Below are 18,944 nucleotides of genomic sequence, written 5' to 3'. Positions count from 1 at the left end.
CATGCACCTGCTGTTCGTTGATGGCTTGAGTACCCACTTCTCCGGTAACATCCATGCCCCTACTGCTCAAACCACATGGCCAGATACGCGCTTCCTCGCCTGCTTGCTATATGAGGGGATGCCTCAGATGCAGAACCCCACAGGGGAGATATCGTATAGCCACACTGACGATGATGGGATGCAGCCAGAGAAGGGGAAGTTCGGCCATGGCCATTCGGTCCCCTCTTGCGACGCCTGCCAAAAACTCATTCCCGAAATGCTGTGCGACAACCACCAGGAGTGCGCTTAGGCCATGGACGAACTACTTGCAGTGCTTGAGCGCTACTCCCCCGGTTACCGCGACCGAATCAAGGGATATACCGACTTTCTCCTCGACGAATTGGAGGATGTCTTTGGCCGTCCGCTTCCGCCCGTCTATCGAGAGTTCGCCCAGGCCATGGGGACAGAGGGCGGGCCCCTCCTCGCCACTGTAGATGCGTACGACCCACTCCTCAATGTCGCCGAAATCTACCGGCTTACCCCAAAGAGAGAGTTGCCACCACGCCAGTTCCTTTTCATTTTTGGGGACCCCGACCCTTTGGCACCCAACCCCTATTGGCTCGATTTGGAATCTCCCTCTGAGGAGGGAGACTGCCAGGTGGTGCGGATGTCTTTCAGTGAGGACTCGTGGAAGAAGAAACTGTACCGGGACTACATCAGTCTCCGGGAAATGCTCTTCCTCTGGGCGATGGAATACGTCCACATGCCGAGCTTCCCACATCAGGCCAAATACCATCGCGGAGAGGGACGACAGACCCCCAGAGCCGAGGATCTGGCTCGCCTCCTCGAGAAGATGGGCTTCGTCCGATTGCCCTACCCTCGGTACAGCATGCTTTTCGAGCGCGACGGAGCAGCCATACGACTGTATCGGCCTCCTGATGCTCCACATTTCGCCATTCGGGTAGGCATGCACAGTCCCGAAGAACTCAAGCACGTCCAGGCGCTCATCGAGGACAACACGGACATGGAGAAATCGAGGCTGTAGGCTGGCTGGCGCTTTTCCTGGGATGGGTGGGGTCGAGTCGGCGCCATCGAGCGGGCTGTCATGAGGGTGTTCTGTGGGGCGAGCGGAGCCGGAGCTGCCACTTCACTTGACAGACCTCCAGGCGCGCTGCTCTCACCCGGGGCCATGCTCTCCCTCGTCCTCGCGGCCTCGCTGGCCGCCGCCCCCGCGCCCCGCGCCGCCACCTCCTCGGAGACCGTCGTCCACATCCCGCGGTTGGACGCACTCCAGGGTGTCACCGCATTCCTCGACCGGGCGGGACAGTACGCCGCCTTGATGCGGCCCGTCGTCTGGTACGCCGAGCTGCATCCCTTCCTCTCGCTCGACCCCAGCCAGCCGGCCACCCTCACCAACGCGGGCATCGACCCCACGGGTCCCATCACCGTCTCCCTGCGCTCCAACGGCCGCATCTCGTGCACGCACCTGACGGACGCGAAGGCCTTCCAGGAGAAGGCCGCCGCGATGCTGGCCTCCGCGAGCACCAAGGCGGAGGTGAAGCCCACCACCTCCGGCGGAGTCACCACCGTGAGCATCCCGCGCGACTCCGGTGGCCACACCGGCTACGCCCTCAAGGGCCAGGAGGCTTGCGCCTTCTCAACCTCCAGCGGGGGCTTCGTGGACGACGGCCAGGGACAGGTGATGCTGAAGGAGGCCTCGCGGCTGGTCGGCAAGGCGCCCAAGCCGGACGCGCGGCTGGCGCAGCTTCCCGGAGCCGTCTACGTGCTCCTGTCCCATCGAGGCCTGGTGGTGGGCATGGATGGCAATGCCACCGAATTGCGGCTGGAGGGCACCGCCACGCAGCTCCCCCTGCCCCCCTTCCAGACCTCGGGAACGAGCCCCTACGGCACGATGAAGCCCGAGGGCCTGCTCTTCTCACGGGCGCGGGTGGCTCCGGCTGGAGTGAGCCAGGCGGTGGGCAGCGTGAGCGCGAGCATCCAGCAGGTGTGCCCCACCTGTCCGCCGGCCGAGGTGTCCTCGGTGGCACGCGCGGTGGCCGAGCGCCTCACGGGCCACGTGCTGGCGGTGGTGGATAGCGTGAGGTCCCGCCCCAACGTGCGCACACCCGAGGGCCGCTTCTTCGCCCCGCGCCAGGCCGTCGCCGCCGAGGTGACGGACGCCGCGGCGATGAAGAGCGCGCTCGCGCCGCTGGCGAAGTTCCCCGGCGCGAAGGCGACGGAGGACGGGTACACGCTGGATGTGAAGGGAGGCACTCTCTTCATCCGGCTGAAGAGCCGCCAGCTTGTGGTGGGCAATGACGAGGCGGTGACCCGCACGCTGCTGACCGCCGTGCCCCAGGCGGGCGCGAAGCTGCCGCACGCGGTGGACTTCACCGTGGACCCGAAGCGGTTGGCCTCCGGGCTGAACCAGGTGTCGCTGATGGATGTCGTCTCGGACCAGCAGCTCGCTGGCATCTTCGCCATGGGCCTCGAACTGGGACCGCTGCTGGCCCGGAGCGAGCGCATCTCGGGATGGCTCGACAGCACCGGCGGCGCCCACCGCTTCTCCACCGTCTGGACGCTGCCCGCCGCACCTTGAGATCTCCGATATGAGAGCGTTCCTCTGCATCCTGAGCCTGTGGCTCGCAACCCCTGCCTTCGCCAATTCGCTCGAGGGAACCGTCTGCAAGACGACGCGTGCTCCCGTCGCGCAGATGGAGCAATCGGAGAAGCTGTGCCGCTCGCTCGCGCTCGCCCTGGCCGGGGTACCAGAAGCCACGTCGGAAGAGGTCCGGGCGATGCTCACGCCCGAGAGCCTCGCGGCGATGATGACCCTGAGCGCAGCCTGGATGGGCTCACAAGGCGTCCCTGTTGTCGGGGAAGCCGTAGACGTGGCCCTGGTGGTCCTTGGGGTCGCGATGATGGCGGCCCAGAGCGCAACCCTCAAAGAGGCATTGTGGGCCTACATGAATCAGGCTGCAGGGGCTCGAAGCCGCGCGGACCTCGAGGCGGCGGCAACCCATCTGTCCCGTGCGATTGCGCTCGTCGGCGTCAACGTCGTTGCCTTCATCCTGACGAAGAAGGTGGCCGGTACGGTCAAACCGGGACCTCCCGCGCCCAGGCCCTCCTTTGCCATGGAGGCAGTCAGCAGGGCTGTCTCAACACCCGCCAGCGCCTCACAGGCTTCGACGGTGGCGATCCCCGCGTTCGCCGCCATGGGAACCCGACCGGAGGTCCACGTTGAGTTCCCTGCAACTGGAACGAGCAAGGTGCCGAACCCGGAGGCTTTCGAGTCGTGGATCCAGCAGGCGAAGCGGCGCAAGGCACAAGAGAACAAGACGGAAGCCCGTCGCTTCCAGGCAGAGCACGCCGGCGAGGAGGAGTTCCTCGTCCAGGGCGGTGGCAAGGAGGTATGGGCTGATGGCCATCGCACCAGCGAGGCCTACCTTCTGGAAGTGAAACACGTCGAAAAACCGGAGAGCAGCCCCTTCATCCAAGGCTCAAGCTGCAGTGATGCCGTACGCAGCATGATCCGCAAGAAGGAGCTCGATCAATTCAGCAGATATTCGGCCATCCTGAACGATCCAACTACGCCAGCGGTCGGGCTAGAAATCATCCTGAATGACGCCCGGGCTGTGCCCTTTTTTGAATCACTCATGCTTGAGCTAGGCATTCCGGGCCGGATCGTCGTCAACACGCGAAAGTCGCCATGAGCTTCTTTGTCATATCCACGGGGAGCTGGAGCATTCCGCCTCAAGAATTCGTGCACCACTTCCGTTCCCGGTGGCCAGGGGTGGTCATTCGTGAAACCCAAGAGCCAGACAGCAGCGAGTTTCTCAAGTTCGATCTCGCCATGCCTCATTCATCTGATGTGGATGGAGCGCTGCAGCGCCCTGGCAAATCCATCTACTTTGACAGCGACCTTCGCGACGCCGCTCAGTTGGCCCTCTGGTTCCGCTCACTCGCGCCCCCCTCCGAGCCGATGGTCTTCTGCGACGAGTCCATGAGCGGCTACTTGGACCTGGCCCCCAACACGACCGAAGCGGACATCTTCCGGGCGTTCGACTACGAGCCAGCTCCCCCGGGTTGGATGAGCTACGACCTCATTCCCCGAGGCGGCTGGGGAATGCCTCTCCAGGTTCTGGCGCAGCAGATGCGGTTGCGTTGGCCCGCCGCCCGAGTCGAGGAGAGCGCTGAGCCAGAAAGTCGGCGAGCCTTCGACTTCCAGGTGCCCATGACCCACTCGGAGGTGCGGGGAAACGTTCGGCGCAAGGTCAGCGCCATGATCTTCACCGGAGACATCCGCGACTGTGCCGAGCTCGCTTCGTGGTGCCGTTCCATCCTTTCCACCGAGGAGATCCTCCTGAGTTGCGACCAGGGCCACCTCACCTTGAAAGCGGGAATGAACGCGGAGGACATCCTCAAGGCCCTCGGGACTCCGTGAGGAGCAACCCCGCGGAGAGCGGGCGTGATAGGACGAGCTTTTCGCTCCCAGTAGCACGAGTCCTCACTTGAGCGCCGCGGTGCAGCATTTCCGGGGCTGGAGAGCGTCTCCCGGGCGGCTCTCCCACATGCCCCGGGTCCCCTCCCCGCCCCAATCGTGCTAGATGCGCGCCCTATGGACGGAACCACGGAAAAGGATCCCCTTCGCGCCCGGCTGCAGCACATGGAGAAGCAGGCTGAGCTGGGCGGTGGCGCTGACCGCATCGCCAAGCAGCACGAGGCCGGCAAGCTCACCGCTCGCGAGCGCATCGACCTGCTGCTCGACCCCGGCTCCTTCACGGAGATGGACAAGTTCGTCACCCACCGCAGCCATGACTTCGGCATGGGTGACAAGAAGATCCTCGGCGACGGCGTCGTCACCGGCTACGGCACCGTCGAGGGCCGTCAGATCTTCGTCTTCGCCCAGGACTTCACCGTCTTCGGCGGCTCGCTCTCCGGCGCCTATGCCCAGAAGATCTGCAAGATCATGGACATGGCCATGCGCGTGGGCGCTCCCGTCATCGGCCTGAACGACTCGGGCGGCGCTCGCATCCAGGAGGGTGTCGAGAGCCTCGCCGGCTACGCCGACATCTTCCTGCGCAACACGCTCGCCTCGGGCGTCGTGCCGCAAATCTCCCTCATCCTGGGCCCGTGCGCGGGCGGCGCGGTGTACTCGCCCGCCATCACGGACTTCATCATGATGGTGAAGAACACCTCCTACATGTTCATCACCGGCCCGGACGTCATCAAGACGGTGACGCACGAGGAGGTCTCCAAGGAGGACCTCGGCGGCGCGCTGGCGCACAACCAGAAGTCCGGTGTGGCCCACTTCGCCGCGGAGAACGAGCAGAACGCCATCCTCCTCACGCGCGAGCTGCTCTCGTTCCTCCCCTCCAACAACCAGGAGGACCCGCCCGCCCAGCCTTGCGATGACGACCCCTTCCGCGCCGACGAGGGCCTCAAGTCGATCGTCCCCAGCAACCCGAACAAGCCCTACGACATCAAGGAGATCATCCGCGCTGTCGTGGACAACAAGCACTTCTTCGAGGTGCAGGAGCACTTCGCCAGGAACATGGTCATCGGCTTCGCCCGCATGAACGGCAAGCCGGTGGGCATCGTGGCCAACCAGCCCGCGGTGCTGGCGGGCGTGCTGGACATCGACGCGAGCGTGAAGGCGGCGCGCTTCGTGCGCTTCTGCGACTGCTTCAACATCCCCCTCATCACCCTGGTGGACGTCCCCGGTTTCCTGCCCGGCACGGACCAGGAGTGGGGCGGCATCATCACCCACGGGGCCAAGCTGCTCTACGCCTTCGCCGAGGCCACCGTCCCCAAGGTGACCCTCATCACCCGCAAGGCCTATGGCGGCGCCTATGACGTCATGGCCTCCAAGCACATCCGCGCCGACATCAACTACGCCTACCCCACGGCGGAGATCGCCGTCATGGGCCCCGAGGGCGCGGTCAACATCATCTTCCGCAACGAGCTCCTCAAGGCCTCGGACCCCAACGCCGAGCGCACCAGGCTGGTGAACGACTACCGCGAGAAGTTCGCCAACCCCTACAAGGCGGCCGAGCTCGGCTACATCGACGAGGTCATCCGCCCCGAGGACACCCGCGCCAAGCTCATCCGCGCCCTGGAGATGCTCAAGAACAAGCGCCAGGAGAATCCTCCGCGCAAGCACGGCAATATTCCGCTGTAGCGCTCGCGAGCAGGCAGGCAGGCGGGCAGGGTCCTCCCGCCGAAAGCAGACAGAACGCCTCCCGGGGAAATTTTCCGGGGGGCGTTCGTGCTTGAAGGATCGCACCAAATAAGGAGCCCCGTTTGTCTCAACCCCGTCTCGTCCTCTTCCTCGCCGACATCGAAGGCAACCTCGCCGCCCTTCGCCAGACGCTCTCCCGGGCCTGTGAGACCGCCAATGTCCCCATGCCGGAGGTCCGCTGGGTAGAGTCCGCCACGGCCCTGGCCGACGCCGGTTGGCGAGTGGCCGAGCTGAAGCTCACCCCCTCCGGCGGCAAGGCCGTCCCCGAGGATCACCTCGACGCGCTCGTGCGCGCCGTGGCTCGCGACTTCCGTGATCAGTCCGTCGGCCTCTACACCGACAAGGCCGGCAGCTATGGCCGCGCCTCCCTGAGCGAGCCGGGCCGTCCCTCGCGCTCCCTCGAGGGCGAGTACATCGACGTGGTGCGTCAGACCGCTCGCTGGCTGGGCGTGGAGGCCCCCGTGCTCGGCCGTCTGCTGGACGGTGGGGCGACGGCGCGCAACCTGCTCGCCGCGGCGGTGGACTTTGGCGGTGACGAGCCCCACTCCCCTGCTCCCGCGGGCAAGGGCCGCCGCCAGGATCATCCCCCCGCACCTCCGCCCGAGCCGGACGAGGATGACCGCTTCGTCGAGGCCAAGCTGGGCGAGGCACGCCGGCTGATGGAGCAGTACCTCAGCAGCCGCAAGTAGCCGCCCGGAGCTACAGGCTCCGAGTAGTGGAGCGTATCGGCGGCCCGGGTCCGCCCTGGCCGCCATCGGGCTCGCCGGGCACACACTCCCCTGTGCTAAAGGGAGCCCCCATGCCCAAGATCCGCAAAATCCTCGTCGCCAACCGCGGCGAGATCGCTGTCCGGGTGATGCGCACCTGCAAGGAGCTCGGCATCTCCACGGTGGCAGTCTTCTCCGAGGCGGACCGCTCCGCCCTGCACGTCCGCACCGCCGACCAGGCCTTCCTGGTGGGCCCCCCGCCCTCGCGCGAGAGCTACCTCGTGCAGGAGCGGATTCTGGAGGCCGCCAAGAAGGCCGGCGCGGATGCCATCCACCCCGGCTATGGATTCCTCTCGGAGAACGCGTCCTTCGTGCGCGCGTGCGAGAAGGCCGGCATCACCTTCATCGGCCCGCCCGCCAGCGCCATGGACGCCATGGGCGAGAAGACGCGCGCCCGGCAGAACATGATCAAGGCCGGTGTGCCCGTGGTGCCCGGCACCACCGAGCCCATCGCCACCGTCGAGGAGGCCCGCGCCTACGCCGAGAAGATCGGCGTGCCGGTGATGCTCAAGGCGGCCGGTGGCGGTGGCGGCAAGGGCATGCGCAAGGTGGAGCGGCTCGAGGACTTCGAGTCCGCGTGGCGCGCCGCCAAGAGCGAGGCGATGAACGCCTTCGGCAACGACGCGGTCTACATCGAGAAGTACCTCGAGAAGCCGCACCACGTTGAGATTCAAGTGTTCGCCGACCAGTACGGCAACACCATCCACCTCAACGAGCGCGAGTGCTCGGCGCAGCGCCGCCACCAGAAGGTGGTGGAGGAGACGCCCAGCCCCATCCTGACGCCGGAGATGCGGGCGAAGATGGGCGAGGTGGCGGTGAAGGCCGCCAAGGCCGTGGGCTACGTGGGCGCGGGCACGGTGGAGTTCCTCGTCGACGTGCACCGCAACTTCTACTTCCTGGAGATGAACACCCGCCTCCAGGTGGAGCACCCGGTGACGGAGTGGGTGACGGGGTTGGATCTGGTGGCCTGGCAGATCAAGGTCGCCGAGGGCGAGAAGCTCCCGTACACCGAGGCGCCCAAGCCCAACGGGCACTCCATCGAGGTGCGCATCTACGCGGAAGACCCCGCGCGCAACTTCATGCCGAGCCCCGGCCGCATCAACTACCTGCGCGTGCCCGGCGGCCCCTACCTGCGCGACGACTCGGGCGTGTTCCCCGGGTACACGGTGCCCAACACCTATGACCCGATGATCTCCAAGCTGTCCGTGTGGGCACCCACGCGGCGCGAGGCCATCGAGCGGGCCAAGCGGGCCCTGGGCGAGTACGTGGTGAAGGGCATCACCACCAACGTGCGCTACCTGAAGGCCATCCTCTCGCACCCGGAGTTCGTCGAGGGCGACTACGACACGAGCTTCCTCACGCGCGAGCACGAGACGCTGCTGGGCAAGGGCGAGGACCCGAAGCTGACCGAGGCCGCGGTGCTGGCGAGCGTGGTGTACGCGTACCAGAGGGATCAGAAGCGGGCGAAGACCCTCACCCAGGCGCCGTCCGAGGGCGGCAAGGGCGGCATCTCCGCGTGGCGGCTGTCGGGCCGCCGCGGGCGCTAACTCCACACGGGACCCATTCCAATGCGTTACTTCGCGAAGCTGCACGGACAGAAGGAAGCGGTGCCGGTGGACATCGAGCCGGCCGGTGACAACCGCTTCAAGCTCACGCTCAATGACAAGACGTTCCTCGTGGACGCGCTGACGCTGGACCACGGCGCGGTGTCCATGCTGGTGGACGGCAACTCCTACGGCGTCGAGTTCGACGAGCAGGGTGACGAGGTGCACGTGCTGGTGCGGGGACAGGTGACCCGCGTCGACGTGGCGGACGAGCGCCGGTTGCGCCTGCGCGCGGGCTCGGCGGGCTTCTCGGTGGAGGGCAAGCAGGTCATCGCCGCGCCCATGCCCGGCAAGGTGGTGAAGGTGCTGGTGAAGGTCGGCGACGAGGTGAAGGAAGGCCAGGGCCTGGTGGTCGTCGAGGCCATGAAGATGGAGAACGAGCTGAAGAGCCCCAAGGCCGGCAAGGTGGTGGAGCTGCCCGCCAAGGAAGGCACCGCGGTGGAGATCAACGCGAAGCTCGTGGTGGTCGAGTAGACCCGGCTCCCGTTCCCCGGCCCTCTCCTCCCGAGGGGAGAGGGTCGAGCGCTACGTCCGGGGCTCCGAGAGAAACACCCCCAGGACACGTCGAGCCGCGGAGGTAGGGGTCGCACGGCCCTCGCGCACGTCGCGCTCCAGGGCGGGCCCGATCGCGGATACGCCCGGGTGCGAATTCAGGGCGGCGCGCAGCCCGTCTTCGATCATCGACCGCATCCACTCGACCTGCTGGAACCGCCGGCGTTTCAGCAGCTCTCCTGACGCCTGCCGCGCGTCCAGGCGCGTCTCGACCGAAGACCACACGCGATCGATGCCGATGTTCTCGAGCGCGCTGCAGGTCGTCACGTCCGGCTCCGCGCCCGCACGCATCAGGTGCAGCGCCGCGCGATACTCAGCCCGCGCCCGCTCCGCGCGGAGCGCGTTGTCTCCGTCGGCCTTGTTGATGGCCACCATGTCCGCGACCTCGAGAATGCCGCGCTTGATGCCCTGGAGCTCATCCCCCGCTCCCGCCAGCATGAGCACCAGGTAGAAATCCACCATGTCGGCCACGACCGTCTCTGACTGGCCGACGCCGACAGTCTCCACCAGCACCACGTCGAAACCGGCGGCCTCGCAGAGCAGGAGCGTCTCGCGTGTCTTGCGGGCCACTCCGCCCAACGTTCCGCTGGAGGGACTGGGACGAATGTACGCGAGGCTCTCGCGCGAGAGCCGCGCCATGCGGGTCTTGTCACCCAGGATGCTCCCGCCCGAGACCGTGCTCGAAGGATCGATCGCGAGAACCGCCACCCGCTTCCCGAGTCCGACCAGGTGCATCCCGAGCGCGTCGATGAACGTGCTCTTCCCCACGCCCGGCACGCCGCTGATCCCCACTCGCCGGGCCGAGCCCGTATGAGGCAGGAGGTGCGTGAGCACCTCTTGCGCGAGGGCCTCGTGCTTCGGGTGCTCGCTCTCGATGAGCGTGATGGCGCGGGCCAGCAGGGCGCGATTTCCCGATCGCACCCCCTCGACGTACACGTCGGCCGACAGAGGCTTCAAGCATCCCCCAGCGCGGTATCGAGCTTGTCGAGCAGCTCGACGGCCGCCTTCGCGATGACCGTGCCCGGGCCGAAGATCGCCGCGGCACCGGCCTCTCGCAGGGCATCGTAGTCCTGGGCGGGAATCACGCCTCCGACCACCACCATGATGTCCTCGCGGCCCAGCTCCCCGAGCGCCTTCTTGAGCTGGGGAACGAGCGTCAGGTGTCCCGCCGCGAGCGAGCTCGCCCCGACGATGTGCACGTCGTTCTCGACGGCCTGGCGGGCGGACTCCTCGGGCGTCTGGAAGAGCGGCCCGATGTCCACATCGAAGCCCAGGTCCGCGAACGCCGTCGCGATGACCTTCTGCCCGCGGTCGTGTCCGTCCTGGCCCATCTTCGCGATGAGAATGCGCGGACGCCGCCCGTGCCTCGTCAGGAACGAATCCGCCTTGTCGCGAGCCTGGGCAATGCCTTTCGCGTCCTTGCCGGCCTCGCTGGAGTACACCCCCGAAACACTTCGCACGGTGGCCTCGTAGCGCCCGAAAACCTTCTCCAGCGCGTCGCTGATCTCTCCCACGGTTGCCTTCGCCCTCGCCGCATCGATCGCCAGCGCGAGCAGGTTGCCCTCGTTGCGCTGGGCCGCTTGCGTGAGCGCCTCAAGCTTCTGCTTCACGTCCGCCGCGTTCCGCTCCGCGCGGAGCTCGCGCAACCGAGCGATCTGCGCCTCGCGCACCGCCGTGTTGTCCACCTTGAGGATCTCGATGGCGTCCTCGCGCTCGAGCGGATACTTGTTCACGCCGATGATGGCCTGACGGCCCGAGTCGATACGGGCCTGCGTCCGTGCGGCGGCCTCCTCGATGCGCAGCTTGGGCAACCCGGCCTCGATGGCCTTGGTCATGCCTCCAAGCGCCTCCACCTCCTGGATGTGCGCCCACGCCTTGCGTGCGAGCTCATGGGTAAGACGCTCGACGTAGTAGCTCCCGCCCCAGGGATCGATCACCCGCGTGGTTCCGCTCTCGAGCTGGAGATAGAGCTGGGTATTGCGTGCGATCCGCGCGCTGAAGTCCGTGGGCAGCGCGATCGCCTCATCCAGCGAGTTGGTGTGAAGGCTCTGGGTGTGTCCCTGCGTGGCCGCCATCGCCTCGACGCACGTGCGGACCACGTTGTTGAACACGTCCTGCGCGGTGAGGCTCCAGCCGGAGGTCTGGCAGTGCGTGCGCAGCGCCATGCTCTTGGTGCTCTTCGGGTTGAAGCCCTTGATGAGCCGGGCCCAGATCATCCGGGCCGCGCGCATCTTCGCCACCTCCATGAAGAAGTTCATGCCGATGGCCCAGAAGAACGACAGCCGCGGGGCGAAGTCATCCACCCCCAGGCCGGCCGCGAGCCCCGCGCGGACGTACTCGACACCGTCCGCGAGGGTGTACCCGAGCTCGAGGTCCTGCGTCGCCCCCGCCTCCTGCATGTGGTAGCCGCTGATGCTGATGCTGTTGAAGCGCGGCATCTTCTCGGCCGTGAAGCGGAAGATGTCGCCGATGATCCGCATCGAGGGGCCGGGCGGATAGATGTACGTATTGCGGACCATGAACTCCTTGAGGATGTCGTTCTGGATGGTTCCGCTGAGCTGTTCCGGACGAACTCCCTGCTCCTCGGCCGCGACCACGTAGAGCGCGAGGATGGGCAGCACCGCGCCGTTCATCGTCATCGACACGCTCATCTGATCGAGCGGGATGCGATCGAACAGGATGCGCATGTCCTTGATGGAGTCGATCGCCACGCCCGCCATGCCCACGTCGCCAGCGACTCTCGGATGGTCGCTGTCGTAACCACGGTGCGTGGCGAGATCGAAGGCGATGGAGAGCCCCTTCTGACCGGCCGCGAGGTTGCGGCGGTAGAAGGCATTGGAGGCCTCGGCCGTGGAGAACCCGGCGTACTGCCGGACGGTCCACGGCTGCTGGACGTACATCGTCGAGTAGGGGCCTCGAACGAAGGGCGGCAGGCCCGGCATCGAGCCCAGGTGCTCCACGCCCTCGAGATCCTCGGGCGAGTACACGGGCTTGACGGGAATGCCCTCGGGCGTGTCCCAACGCTCGGCCCGCTGCGTGCTCTCGCGAGCGCTCTGCCGCAGGGATTCGAGCGATGCGGCGGAAGTGAGTGTTTCAGGGGCGTCGAAGTCGATCCCCGAGAAGTTCGGCACCTTGCTGCTCATCAGGACACTCCGAGCTGCGTGTGCAGCGAAGACAGGATCGCGAACAGGTCGGCCCCTGCGTAGATGAACAGGTCGACCCCCGCCGCGCGGAACGCGGCCTCGTGCTCACCGGGACGCCCCGCGAGGGCCACGAACCGCGCCCCCTTCTCCTTCAGCGCCTGACACAAGGCAGGCACCCATTCGGGGTACAGCCCATCCGGGCCGGAGATCACCGCGAGCCGCTCACCCGACGCACCGAGGAGCGAAGCGGCTTCGGCCGCATTCGCGAAGCCATGGTGCTGCGAAGCCTCGATGCCACCCGCGGCCAGCGCATTCACGATCCAGGTCGAACGGGTCGTGTGCTCCGCCACCGTGCCGAGGTTGGCCATGAACGCCCGGGGACGCTGCCCGTGCGCGGCCAGGTACCGGTCGCTGGCATCCCGCAGTGACTCGAAGGCCTCGGACACCCGCACCGGCCGGAGCGGCGTGATTCGAATCCCGGTGGGTCCACCTGAGGCAGAGGGCGAGGCCTCGTGCGAGCGGGGCTCTCTGCGCACGGCGAGCTCACCGAGGTGTGGGAACTCGCTCACGCCCACGATGGGCAGGCGGCGCGTGCGGATGGCCTTGTCCCGGGCCGCCCCCGTCTCCGCGAGCACACGGGCGATGTCGCCCTGCACGAGCGCGGCGCTCATGCCGCCGAGCCCTTCGATGCGCTGCAGCTCGGTCCATGCTGCGCGTGCGAGGTCGCGGGTGAGCTGCTCGATGTAGTAGCTGCCGCCGGAGGGATCCGCGACGCGGTTCAGGCTCGACTCATCGCGCAGGATGAGCTGCGTGTTGCGCGCGATGCGGCGGGAGGCCTCGTCGGGCATTCCAATCGCTTCGTCGAAGGGCGAAGTGGTGATGCTGTCGGCCCCTCCGACGACGGCCGCGAAGGACTCGGAGGTGGAACGCAGGATGTTCACCCAGGGGTCTCGCTGCGACTTGGTCGCAGCCGCGGTGCGGGCATGGAGCACCATGGCCTGCGCGTCGGGAGAGCCTCCCGAGGCCGCGACGACCTTGGACCACAAGAGCCGCGCCGCACGGAGCTTCGCGATCTCGGGAAAGAACTGGCTGCCCACGGAGAGCGCGAACTGGAGGCTTCTGGCCGTGTCCTCGGGCGATACCCCGGAGCGTTCGAGCACCCGCAGGTACTCCACACCCGTGGCGAGCGCCCACGCCAGCTCATGCACGGACGTGGCGCCCGCCTGCGCGTAGGCCCGCGTCGACACGAGGAGCGCACGCAGGCCGGGAGACGTCTTGCGGGTGGACGTGATGAGCGGGGCGGCCTCGCTCAGGGTCTCCTGCAGCCCGCTCCGCAGGAAGCCCGTGCGAGCCAGGGCGCCGAGCGGATCGATTCCGAGGCTTCCTCGGAGGGCCTCACGCGAAGTCCGGTTGCGCTCGGCCACTTGGAGCAGGAGGCCCGCCGTGGACACCAGTTCACCCTCGGACTCGAGGTGGACGGCAGTCTTGGAGAGGGAGACGTGGGCGAGCAGGCGCTCCATGGAAGCGGCGTCTCGCACGCGAATGCCCTGGGTCTCGCCCAGGCAGAGCCAGAGGCCCCCCACGCCACGCTCGAGGTCCACACGGATGGCCTCGGCGGCGGCGGCCACGTCGGGCTCACTGTACTCCTGGCAGACGCTCCAGCCGCCTTCCGTCAGGCCGAGGGGCTGGGTCCCTCGCACGAAAGGGGTGACTCCTGGTGGTTCGGGGGGCGCGGACCGGCTCGCGTCTTCCCGTGTGTACAGCGGCTGGAGGGAGAGACCCCCTTCGAGCGACGACTGGAGCGACGTGAAGGGTTTTCCCTTCAGGTCCTTGTCCACGAGGCGGCGCCACTCCTCCACCGAGGCCGGTGGAAAGTCCGTGGCGATGTGAAGAGTGGTGTCCGACATGCTGCGTCCTCGAATCGGTGGCGTTGTGCCTGGCTAGCGAGCGGAGCCGGCAACCGGGAGGGGGACAGCCGGGGAGACGCGCCCAGGCAGAGTGCCCCCAGACAGCCGCCCTGTCCTTCTCATGCTCACCATCTGCCCAGGTTCTCAGAGAACAGAGGCAGCGAGCTTTATCACGCCACGACGGATTTGCGGAGGGGATGCCTGGACGCTGGGAAGGGCTACCGCGGCTTCGGTTGCCCGGCGAACCGGTAGACCGTGTTCAGGAGCTGCTCGAGGTCGAATGGTTTGGGTAGGAAGGCGGCGCAGGGCAGGTGGATCCACGACTCGGGGGGGCTCGCGCTCATCATGACGACCGGAATCCCGCTCAGGTTGGGATCCTTCCCCATGGCCTCCAGCAGCTCGGGCCCCTTCATCACCGGCATCATGTAGTCGAGCAGCACCAGCACGGGGCGCTCCACCGCCATCTGCTCCAGGGCCTGCAAGCCGTTGATCGCATGCGCCGTCCGGTAGCCCTCATCCCGCAACAGGTCCTGGATGGCCTCGGCGATGCCAAACTCGTCATCGACGATGAGGATCGGCCCCATTCCTACTTGCCCCGGCGCTTCAGGAGTCCCCGCCGGGGCTCGGTTCGACCGGACGAGAGTGGCAGTCCCGTCATGAGCATCTGCCCGCCCTCGAGCACCTGCCCCACCTCGAGGCCCTTCTCCGTGATGATGAGCTCGCGCAGGGAAGGGTCGTAGCCGCTGTTGCGGATCTTCAGGGCACAGATGAAGCGGCGCAGCTCGGAGTTCAGCTCGACGGCCCTCATGAAGAGGACGTTCTCCGCCACCATCGAGATGCCCTTCATGGGGAACGACACCTCCGGGCCGAAGGAGGAGGCCGTCTCCACCGAGTAGAGCAACGTCACCCCCCGCGTACGGCACTCGTTGACGAGCGCCGCGAGGAAGCGCGCCACGCGGGTGTGCTGCAGGGAGGCCTTGCGAAGCGCGTCGTAGCCATCCAGGAAGAGCCTGCGCGCACCGCGCTCCCGGATGACCGACAGGAGTTGCACGCCGAGCTTGTCGAGGACGTTCTCCGTGGGCGGCCGGAAGCTGATCTCCAGGTCGCCCCGCGCCACGAGCGGCTCGAGCTGGAGGCCCACGCCGGCCGCCTGGGACATCATCCGCAGGGGTGAGTCGTAGAATGCGAAGTAGTGACCGCGCTCGCCCCGGCGCGCCCCTTCCGCCAGAAAGTTCATCCCGACCAGCGTCTTTCCACTGCCAGGAGGCCCGAGCAGGATGGTGGTGGAGCCGGCCGAGACACCTCCCCGAAGCATCTTGTCCAACCCGGTGATGCCGAAGCCGAGCCGCGTCTGTTCCAGGCCGACCGGCGGCTGGCTCACGTCCACGACCGTCTCCAGCCGGGGGTAGATGACAATCCCGTCACCGGTGATCTCGAAGCCGTGGCGCCCGAGCAGGTGGGGGCTGCCCCGGAACTTGCGGACATACAGCTCGCGGATGGCGCGCACGCCGGACGTCCGCTGCTGCAACATCAGCAGACCGTCCACCATGGTGTGCTCGGCGCGCAGTCCCTGGCCGCCCCCCGTGGTGAGAACCAAGGTGGTGCACCCCACGATGCCCGTCACCACCTGGAGGCTGTGGATGAACTTCTTCACGGCCTGCCGGGACGGGGCGACCTCCTCCGCCGCCACCAGCCCATCGAGCACCAGCAGCGAGGCCTTCCGGGACTTGACCTCCTTGCGGATGAGCTCGAGCAGGGCCTCCAGTCCGCCATCTTCCAGGACGGTGAAGGCGCTCAGGTACGTGATGGACTCGGGAATGCGCGAGGCGTCGAAGAACGACAGCGAGCGAAGGTTGCTGACGAGCTCCGTGTGGGACTCGGCCAGCAGGGTGACGTACAGCACCCGCTCTCCGCTGCTGGCGTGGTGGAAGCACACCTGGTTGGCGAAGATGGTCTTCCCCGAGCCCGGCAGGCCCATCACCATGTAGGTCCGGCTTCGTCGCAAGCCGCCGCAGAGCACCGTGTCCAGACCGGGGATGCCCGTCGAAACCCGTTCCTGCCGAGGAGGACTGCTGTCGCTCATCGTCTCGCTCCTTGTCTCGGGCCGGGCCGCCGCCGGAGAGGGCCTCCGGCCGGACGTCCCAGCCAGGGCCGCAGGGGAGTGCCACCATGAAGGCCGAGCCCTGACCGGGCACACCCGCCACGTGGCCGCGGCCACCCCGCGCGTGTAACACCTGCCTCACAATCCACAAGCCCGGCGGCAAGTCCCCGCGAGGAGACCAGCGCGAACAGTACGGCGCCTTTCAGAGGGGCTTCGAGGAGCACGTCGAACCTGGGGTGGACTTCTCGGAAGATGGGTGCGTCTCGGGCCCGGTCCCATAACCTGGAACCTCGGGCAGCGGCAGGAAGTCGGGCCCAAGGGTCGACTAGTCGACGCTCGGGACTTTCCCGGGCCCGTGGGTATGGTAGTTCGGAAAGCCATCCGCTCCCCCGCCGGGAGCGGGCTGAGGGTCTAACGGAATGGAGATGCTCTGCTCGCTGCGCAGCCTCACGGACCACCAGCGCCAGAAACTGCTCGAGCACCCGGACAAGCTCGAGGCGTTCATCGACGACGAGGAGGACTTCGGGGACGCGGAGGGCGCGCGCTTCCTGGACCTCGACATCGGCGAGACGTGGCACGGCCTGCAGTACCTGCTGACAGGCACGGCCTGGGAGGGCAAGGCGCCCCTGGACTTCCTGGTGCGCGGGGGTGAGGACGTGGGTGACATTCCCTCGGACGAAGGCACCGCGCGTGCCTTCGGCCCCGACCAGGTGAAGGAGCTGTCCAAGGCCCTCCACGCCCTCTCCGAGAGCACGCTGCGCAAGCGCTATGACCCGGCCCGGATGCAGGAAGAGGACATCTACCCGGGCTTCTGGGAGGAGCCGCCCCCGGACCTGGACCCGGAAGAGGAGCTCTTCTCCTACTTCGAGGAGCTGAAGAAGTTCCTGGCCAGCGTGGTGAAGCGCGGCCACGGCCTGCTCGTGTTCATCGGCTGAGCGGACGCACCGGCATGGGACGAGGGGCCTCGGCGCCCCTCACCCGGCGAGCACGTCGCGGCCCAGCTTGAGCACCAGCGCCGTCACCACCAACAGCACCACCTTGCGCACCAGCTTGTCGCCGCCCCGCACGGCCAGGTGCGCGCCGATCCACGCCCCGGTGAACTGGGCCACCGCCATGGGCAGGGCCACGTACCACAGCACCACGCCGCGGTAGGCGAAGAGGGACACCGCCGCCACGTTGGTGGCGAAGTTCACCACCTTGGCGTCCGCCGAGGCCCGCGTCAGCCCGTGCCCCAGCAGCCCGGAGAAGGCGATGATGAGGAACGTCCCCGTCCCCGGCCCGAAGAAGCCATCGTAGGTGCCGATGAGCAGCGCGATGACCGCGCCCAGCGCCAGCATCCGCTTCTCGGGCGGCTCCGGCCGCTCTCCCGGCGGAGGCCCCCGGCGGAACGCCAGGAAGGCGGCGACAATCACCAGCAACACGAGCACCACGGGCTTGAGGACCTCGGGGCGCATCAGCAGCACCAGCGCCGCGCCGATGAACGAGCCCACCAGCCCCAGGGGAAAGGTGACGAGCGCCAGCCTGCCGCGCACCAGCCCCGCCCGAGAGAAGCGCACCAGCGCCGCGAACGCGCCGAACACGGACTGACCTTTGTTGGTGCCCAGCGCCACGTGCGGTGGCAGGCCGGTGGCCAGGAGAGCGGGCAGCGTCACCAGCCCTCCCCCACCCGCGATGGCATCCACCACACCGGCCGTGAGGGCCGCGACACACAGCAGGGCAATCTGGAGCGCAGTGACTTCCACGAGCGGGCACCTACCACGTCCAAAGCTTGCGCGCGCGCGGACTCTGGGCGTCAATCGGGTGGAAACGCCCCCCACGCCGAGGTCCCATCGTGCTCGCGTCCCTCGTCTCCGTGATGACTCTCGCGCTGCTGTCGGCCGCGCCCACGGACCCGAAAGGTCCCACCTGCCGCTCCATCGACGGGCATGTGGCCTGTGGGTACCAGTGCAAGTCCGACGGCCAGCGCTTGCGGTGCGCACAGACGCCCCAGGGCACCTGCCAGGTCATCGACGGCCAGGCCATCTGCTTCGACCCACCGCCCCACATCGTCCGCATCTACGGCGACACGCTGCCCCCGCCCGAGTGCAAGACCATCGATGGGCAGGTGGCCTGCGGCTACCAGTGCACCACGCAGTTCGGCAAGGTGAAGTGCGCGCGCACCCCGGCCGGCATCTGCGCCGGCCGCAACGATGAGATCGTCTGTTTCGATCCGCCTCCCGAGGTGTACGCCGTCTATGGCCGGGATACGCCTCGCGCCGAGTGCAAGGGGTACGGCGTGGACCTCGCCTGCGGCTACAAGTGCACCATCGGCGCCGGAAAGGTGGCCTGCAACAAGACGCCCGTGGGCACCTGCAAGAGCGATGGCACCCGGCTCGCCTGCTTCGACCCGCCCGCCCAGGCGCTCTGCACCTGGGGCAAGTCCCTGCCCACCCCCCAGTGCCAGCTCAGCGACGGCCAGCCGGTGTGCGGCTACGGCTGCACCAAGGCCTACTCCCAGGTGGCCTGTGCCGCCACCCCCAAGGGCCTGTGCAAGGTGTTCGACAGCGAGGTCCACTGCTTCGACCCCCCGGCCACCCAGGACGCGGACCCGGCCTGCCTGAGCCTCCTCGGCATGGCCACGCTGGAGACCCCCTGACGGCGGAGCGGGGCC

Annotated in this window: 17 protein-coding genes; 11 read left to right on the top strand and 6 right to left on the bottom strand. The window is 67.4% G+C overall.

Translation table 11 applies throughout. From position 1 onward, the window contains the following. From DAT35_RS61525 to DAT35_RS62255, 9 genes are all read left to right on the top strand, one after another. Nucleotides 1–289, top strand: a 289-nt coding sequence (locus tag DAT35_RS61525) for a hypothetical protein (protein WP_108076510.1), incomplete at its 5' end; no start/stop codon positions are given. A 3-nt stretch (nucleotides 290–292) separates the two neighbouring features. Beyond that, nucleotides 293–1,024, top strand: a complete 732-nt coding sequence (locus DAT35_RS60285; RefSeq protein WP_199243246.1) for an SMI1/KNR4 family protein — start codon at nucleotides 293–295, stop codon at nucleotides 1,022–1,024. Between the two features lie 144 nt (nucleotides 1,025–1,168). Then, a complete protein-coding gene (locus DAT35_RS50010) occupies nucleotides 1,169–2,578 on the top strand; it encodes a hypothetical protein (protein WP_108076508.1) in 1,410 nt (469 codons plus the stop codon). A gap of 10 nt (nucleotides 2,579–2,588) precedes the next feature. Continuing rightward, nucleotides 2,589–3,692, top strand: coding sequence for a restriction endonuclease fold toxin-2 domain-containing protein (locus DAT35_RS50005; protein ID WP_108076506.1), 1,104 nt, complete (start codon nucleotides 2,589–2,591; stop codon nucleotides 3,690–3,692). Nucleotides 3,693–3,832: 140 nt separating this feature from the next. Further along, nucleotides 3,833–4,423, top strand: a complete 591-nt coding sequence (locus DAT35_RS50000) for a hypothetical protein (RefSeq protein ID WP_146210209.1) — start codon at nucleotides 3,833–3,835, stop codon at nucleotides 4,421–4,423. Nucleotides 4,424–4,597: 174 nt separating this feature from the next. Beyond that, nucleotides 4,598–6,160 carry an acyl-CoA carboxylase subunit beta gene (locus DAT35_RS49995; RefSeq protein WP_108076502.1) on the top strand — a complete coding sequence of 521 codons (1,563 nt, stop codon included), beginning with the start codon at nucleotides 4,598–4,600 and terminating at the stop codon, nucleotides 6,158–6,160. Nucleotides 6,161–6,282: 122 nt separating this feature from the next. After that, nucleotides 6,283–6,909 (top strand): hypothetical protein, encoded by a 627-nt coding sequence (locus DAT35_RS49990; RefSeq protein WP_108076500.1) that lies wholly within the window; start codon nucleotides 6,283–6,285, stop codon nucleotides 6,907–6,909. Between the two features lie 110 nt (nucleotides 6,910–7,019). Continuing rightward, a complete protein-coding gene (gene accC, locus DAT35_RS49985) occupies nucleotides 7,020–8,534 on the top strand; it encodes an acetyl-CoA carboxylase biotin carboxylase subunit (protein ID WP_108076497.1) in 1,515 nt (504 codons plus the stop codon). A gap of 21 nt (nucleotides 8,535–8,555) precedes the next feature. Next, a complete protein-coding gene (locus tag DAT35_RS62255) occupies nucleotides 8,556–9,065 on the top strand; it encodes a biotin/lipoyl-containing protein (RefSeq protein WP_108076496.1) in 510 nt (169 codons plus the stop codon). A gap of 51 nt (nucleotides 9,066–9,116) precedes the next feature. Here DAT35_RS62255 and meaB read toward each other — a convergent pair whose 3' ends face one another. From meaB to DAT35_RS49955, 5 genes are all read right to left on the bottom strand, one after another. Beyond that, nucleotides 9,117–10,100 carry a methylmalonyl Co-A mutase-associated GTPase MeaB gene (gene meaB, locus DAT35_RS49975; protein WP_108076494.1) on the bottom strand — a complete coding sequence of 328 codons (984 nt, stop codon included), beginning with the start codon at nucleotides 10,098–10,100 and terminating at the stop codon, nucleotides 9,117–9,119. Further along, entirely contained in the window at nucleotides 10,097–12,286 is a 2,190-nt protein-coding gene (scpA, locus tag DAT35_RS49970; RefSeq protein WP_108076492.1) for a methylmalonyl-CoA mutase, read from the bottom strand. The genes meaB and scpA overlap by 4 nt, the downstream gene beginning before the upstream one ends. Further along, nucleotides 12,286–14,193: a methylmalonyl-CoA mutase family protein gene (locus tag DAT35_RS49965; protein ID WP_108076490.1), complete on the bottom strand. Its 1,908-nt coding sequence runs from the start codon at nucleotides 14,191–14,193 to the stop codon at nucleotides 12,286–12,288. Before DAT35_RS49965 ends, scpA begins: the two co-directional genes overlap by 1 nt. A 218-nt stretch (nucleotides 14,194–14,411) precedes the next feature. Next, entirely contained in the window at nucleotides 14,412–14,777 is a 366-nt protein-coding gene (locus tag DAT35_RS49960; RefSeq protein ID WP_108076489.1) for a response regulator, read from the bottom strand. 2 nt (nucleotides 14,778–14,779) lie between these two features. Further along, nucleotides 14,780–16,276, bottom strand: a complete 1,497-nt coding sequence (locus tag DAT35_RS49955; protein WP_108076487.1) for an ATPase domain-containing protein — start codon at nucleotides 16,274–16,276, stop codon at nucleotides 14,780–14,782. Between the two features lie 437 nt (nucleotides 16,277–16,713). On the opposite strand from DAT35_RS49955, the gene DAT35_RS49950 reads away from it, so the two are divergent. Then, nucleotides 16,714–17,229: a YfbM family protein gene (locus DAT35_RS49950; protein ID WP_108076484.1), complete on the top strand. Its 516-nt coding sequence runs from the start codon at nucleotides 16,714–16,716 to the stop codon at nucleotides 17,227–17,229. A gap of 39 nt (nucleotides 17,230–17,268) precedes the next feature. Here DAT35_RS49950 and DAT35_RS49945 read toward each other — a convergent pair whose 3' ends face one another. Further along, nucleotides 17,269–18,036, bottom strand: a complete 768-nt coding sequence (locus DAT35_RS49945; protein ID WP_108076482.1) for a TSUP family transporter — start codon at nucleotides 18,034–18,036, stop codon at nucleotides 17,269–17,271. Nucleotides 18,037–18,125: 89 nt separating this feature from the next. On the opposite strand from DAT35_RS49945, the gene DAT35_RS49940 reads away from it, so the two are divergent. After that, on the top strand, nucleotides 18,126–18,929 hold the full coding sequence (locus DAT35_RS49940) for a hypothetical protein (RefSeq protein ID WP_108076480.1): 804 nt from the start codon (nucleotides 18,126–18,128) through the stop codon (nucleotides 18,927–18,929). Nucleotides 18,930–18,944: the final 15 nt, after the last annotated feature.

The organism is Vitiosangium sp. GDMCC 1.1324 (assembly GCF_003044305.1).
In the GTDB taxonomy this organism is placed as follows: Bacteria; Myxococcota; Myxococcia; order Myxococcales; family Myxococcaceae; genus Archangium.
Note: the sequence above shows the minus strand (reverse complement) of the source record. Positions and strands in the feature narration are given on the sequence as shown.

What these genes read in the sequence shown, in the direction of transcription:
- DAT35_RS60285 (WP_199243246.1), top strand. Translation starts at nt 293, where the DNA reads ATGGACGAACTACTTGCAGTGCTTGAGCGCTACTCCCCCGGTTACCGC.
- DAT35_RS50010 (WP_108076508.1), top strand. Translation starts at nt 1,169, where the DNA reads ATGCTCTCCCTCGTCCTCGCGGCCTCGCTGGCCGCCGCCCCCGCGCCC.
- DAT35_RS50005 (WP_108076506.1), top strand. Translation starts at nt 2,589, where the DNA reads ATGAGAGCGTTCCTCTGCATCCTGAGCCTGTGGCTCGCAACCCCTGCC.
- DAT35_RS50000 (WP_146210209.1), top strand. Translation starts at nt 3,833, where the DNA reads ATGCCTCATTCATCTGATGTGGATGGAGCGCTGCAGCGCCCTGGCAAA.
- DAT35_RS49995 (WP_108076502.1), top strand. Translation starts at nt 4,598, where the DNA reads ATGGACGGAACCACGGAAAAGGATCCCCTTCGCGCCCGGCTGCAGCAC.
- accC (WP_108076497.1), top strand. Translation starts at nt 7,020, where the DNA reads ATGCCCAAGATCCGCAAAATCCTCGTCGCCAACCGCGGCGAGATCGCT.
- DAT35_RS62255 (WP_108076496.1), top strand. Translation starts at nt 8,556, where the DNA reads ATGCGTTACTTCGCGAAGCTGCACGGACAGAAGGAAGCGGTGCCGGTG.
- scpA (WP_108076492.1), bottom strand. Translation starts at nt 12,286, where the DNA reads ATGAGCAGCAAGGTGCCGAACTTCTCGGGGATCGACTTCGACGCCCCT.
- DAT35_RS49965 (WP_108076490.1), bottom strand. Translation starts at nt 14,193, where the DNA reads ATGTCGGACACCACTCTTCACATCGCCACGGACTTTCCACCGGCCTCG.
- DAT35_RS49960 (WP_108076489.1), bottom strand. Translation starts at nt 14,777, where the DNA reads ATGGGGCCGATCCTCATCGTCGATGACGAGTTTGGCATCGCCGAGGCC.
- DAT35_RS49955 (WP_108076487.1), bottom strand. Translation starts at nt 16,276, where the DNA reads ATGAGCGACAGCAGTCCTCCTCGGCAGGAACGGGTTTCGACGGGCATC.
- DAT35_RS49950 (WP_108076484.1), top strand. Translation starts at nt 16,714, where the DNA reads ATGGAGATGCTCTGCTCGCTGCGCAGCCTCACGGACCACCAGCGCCAG.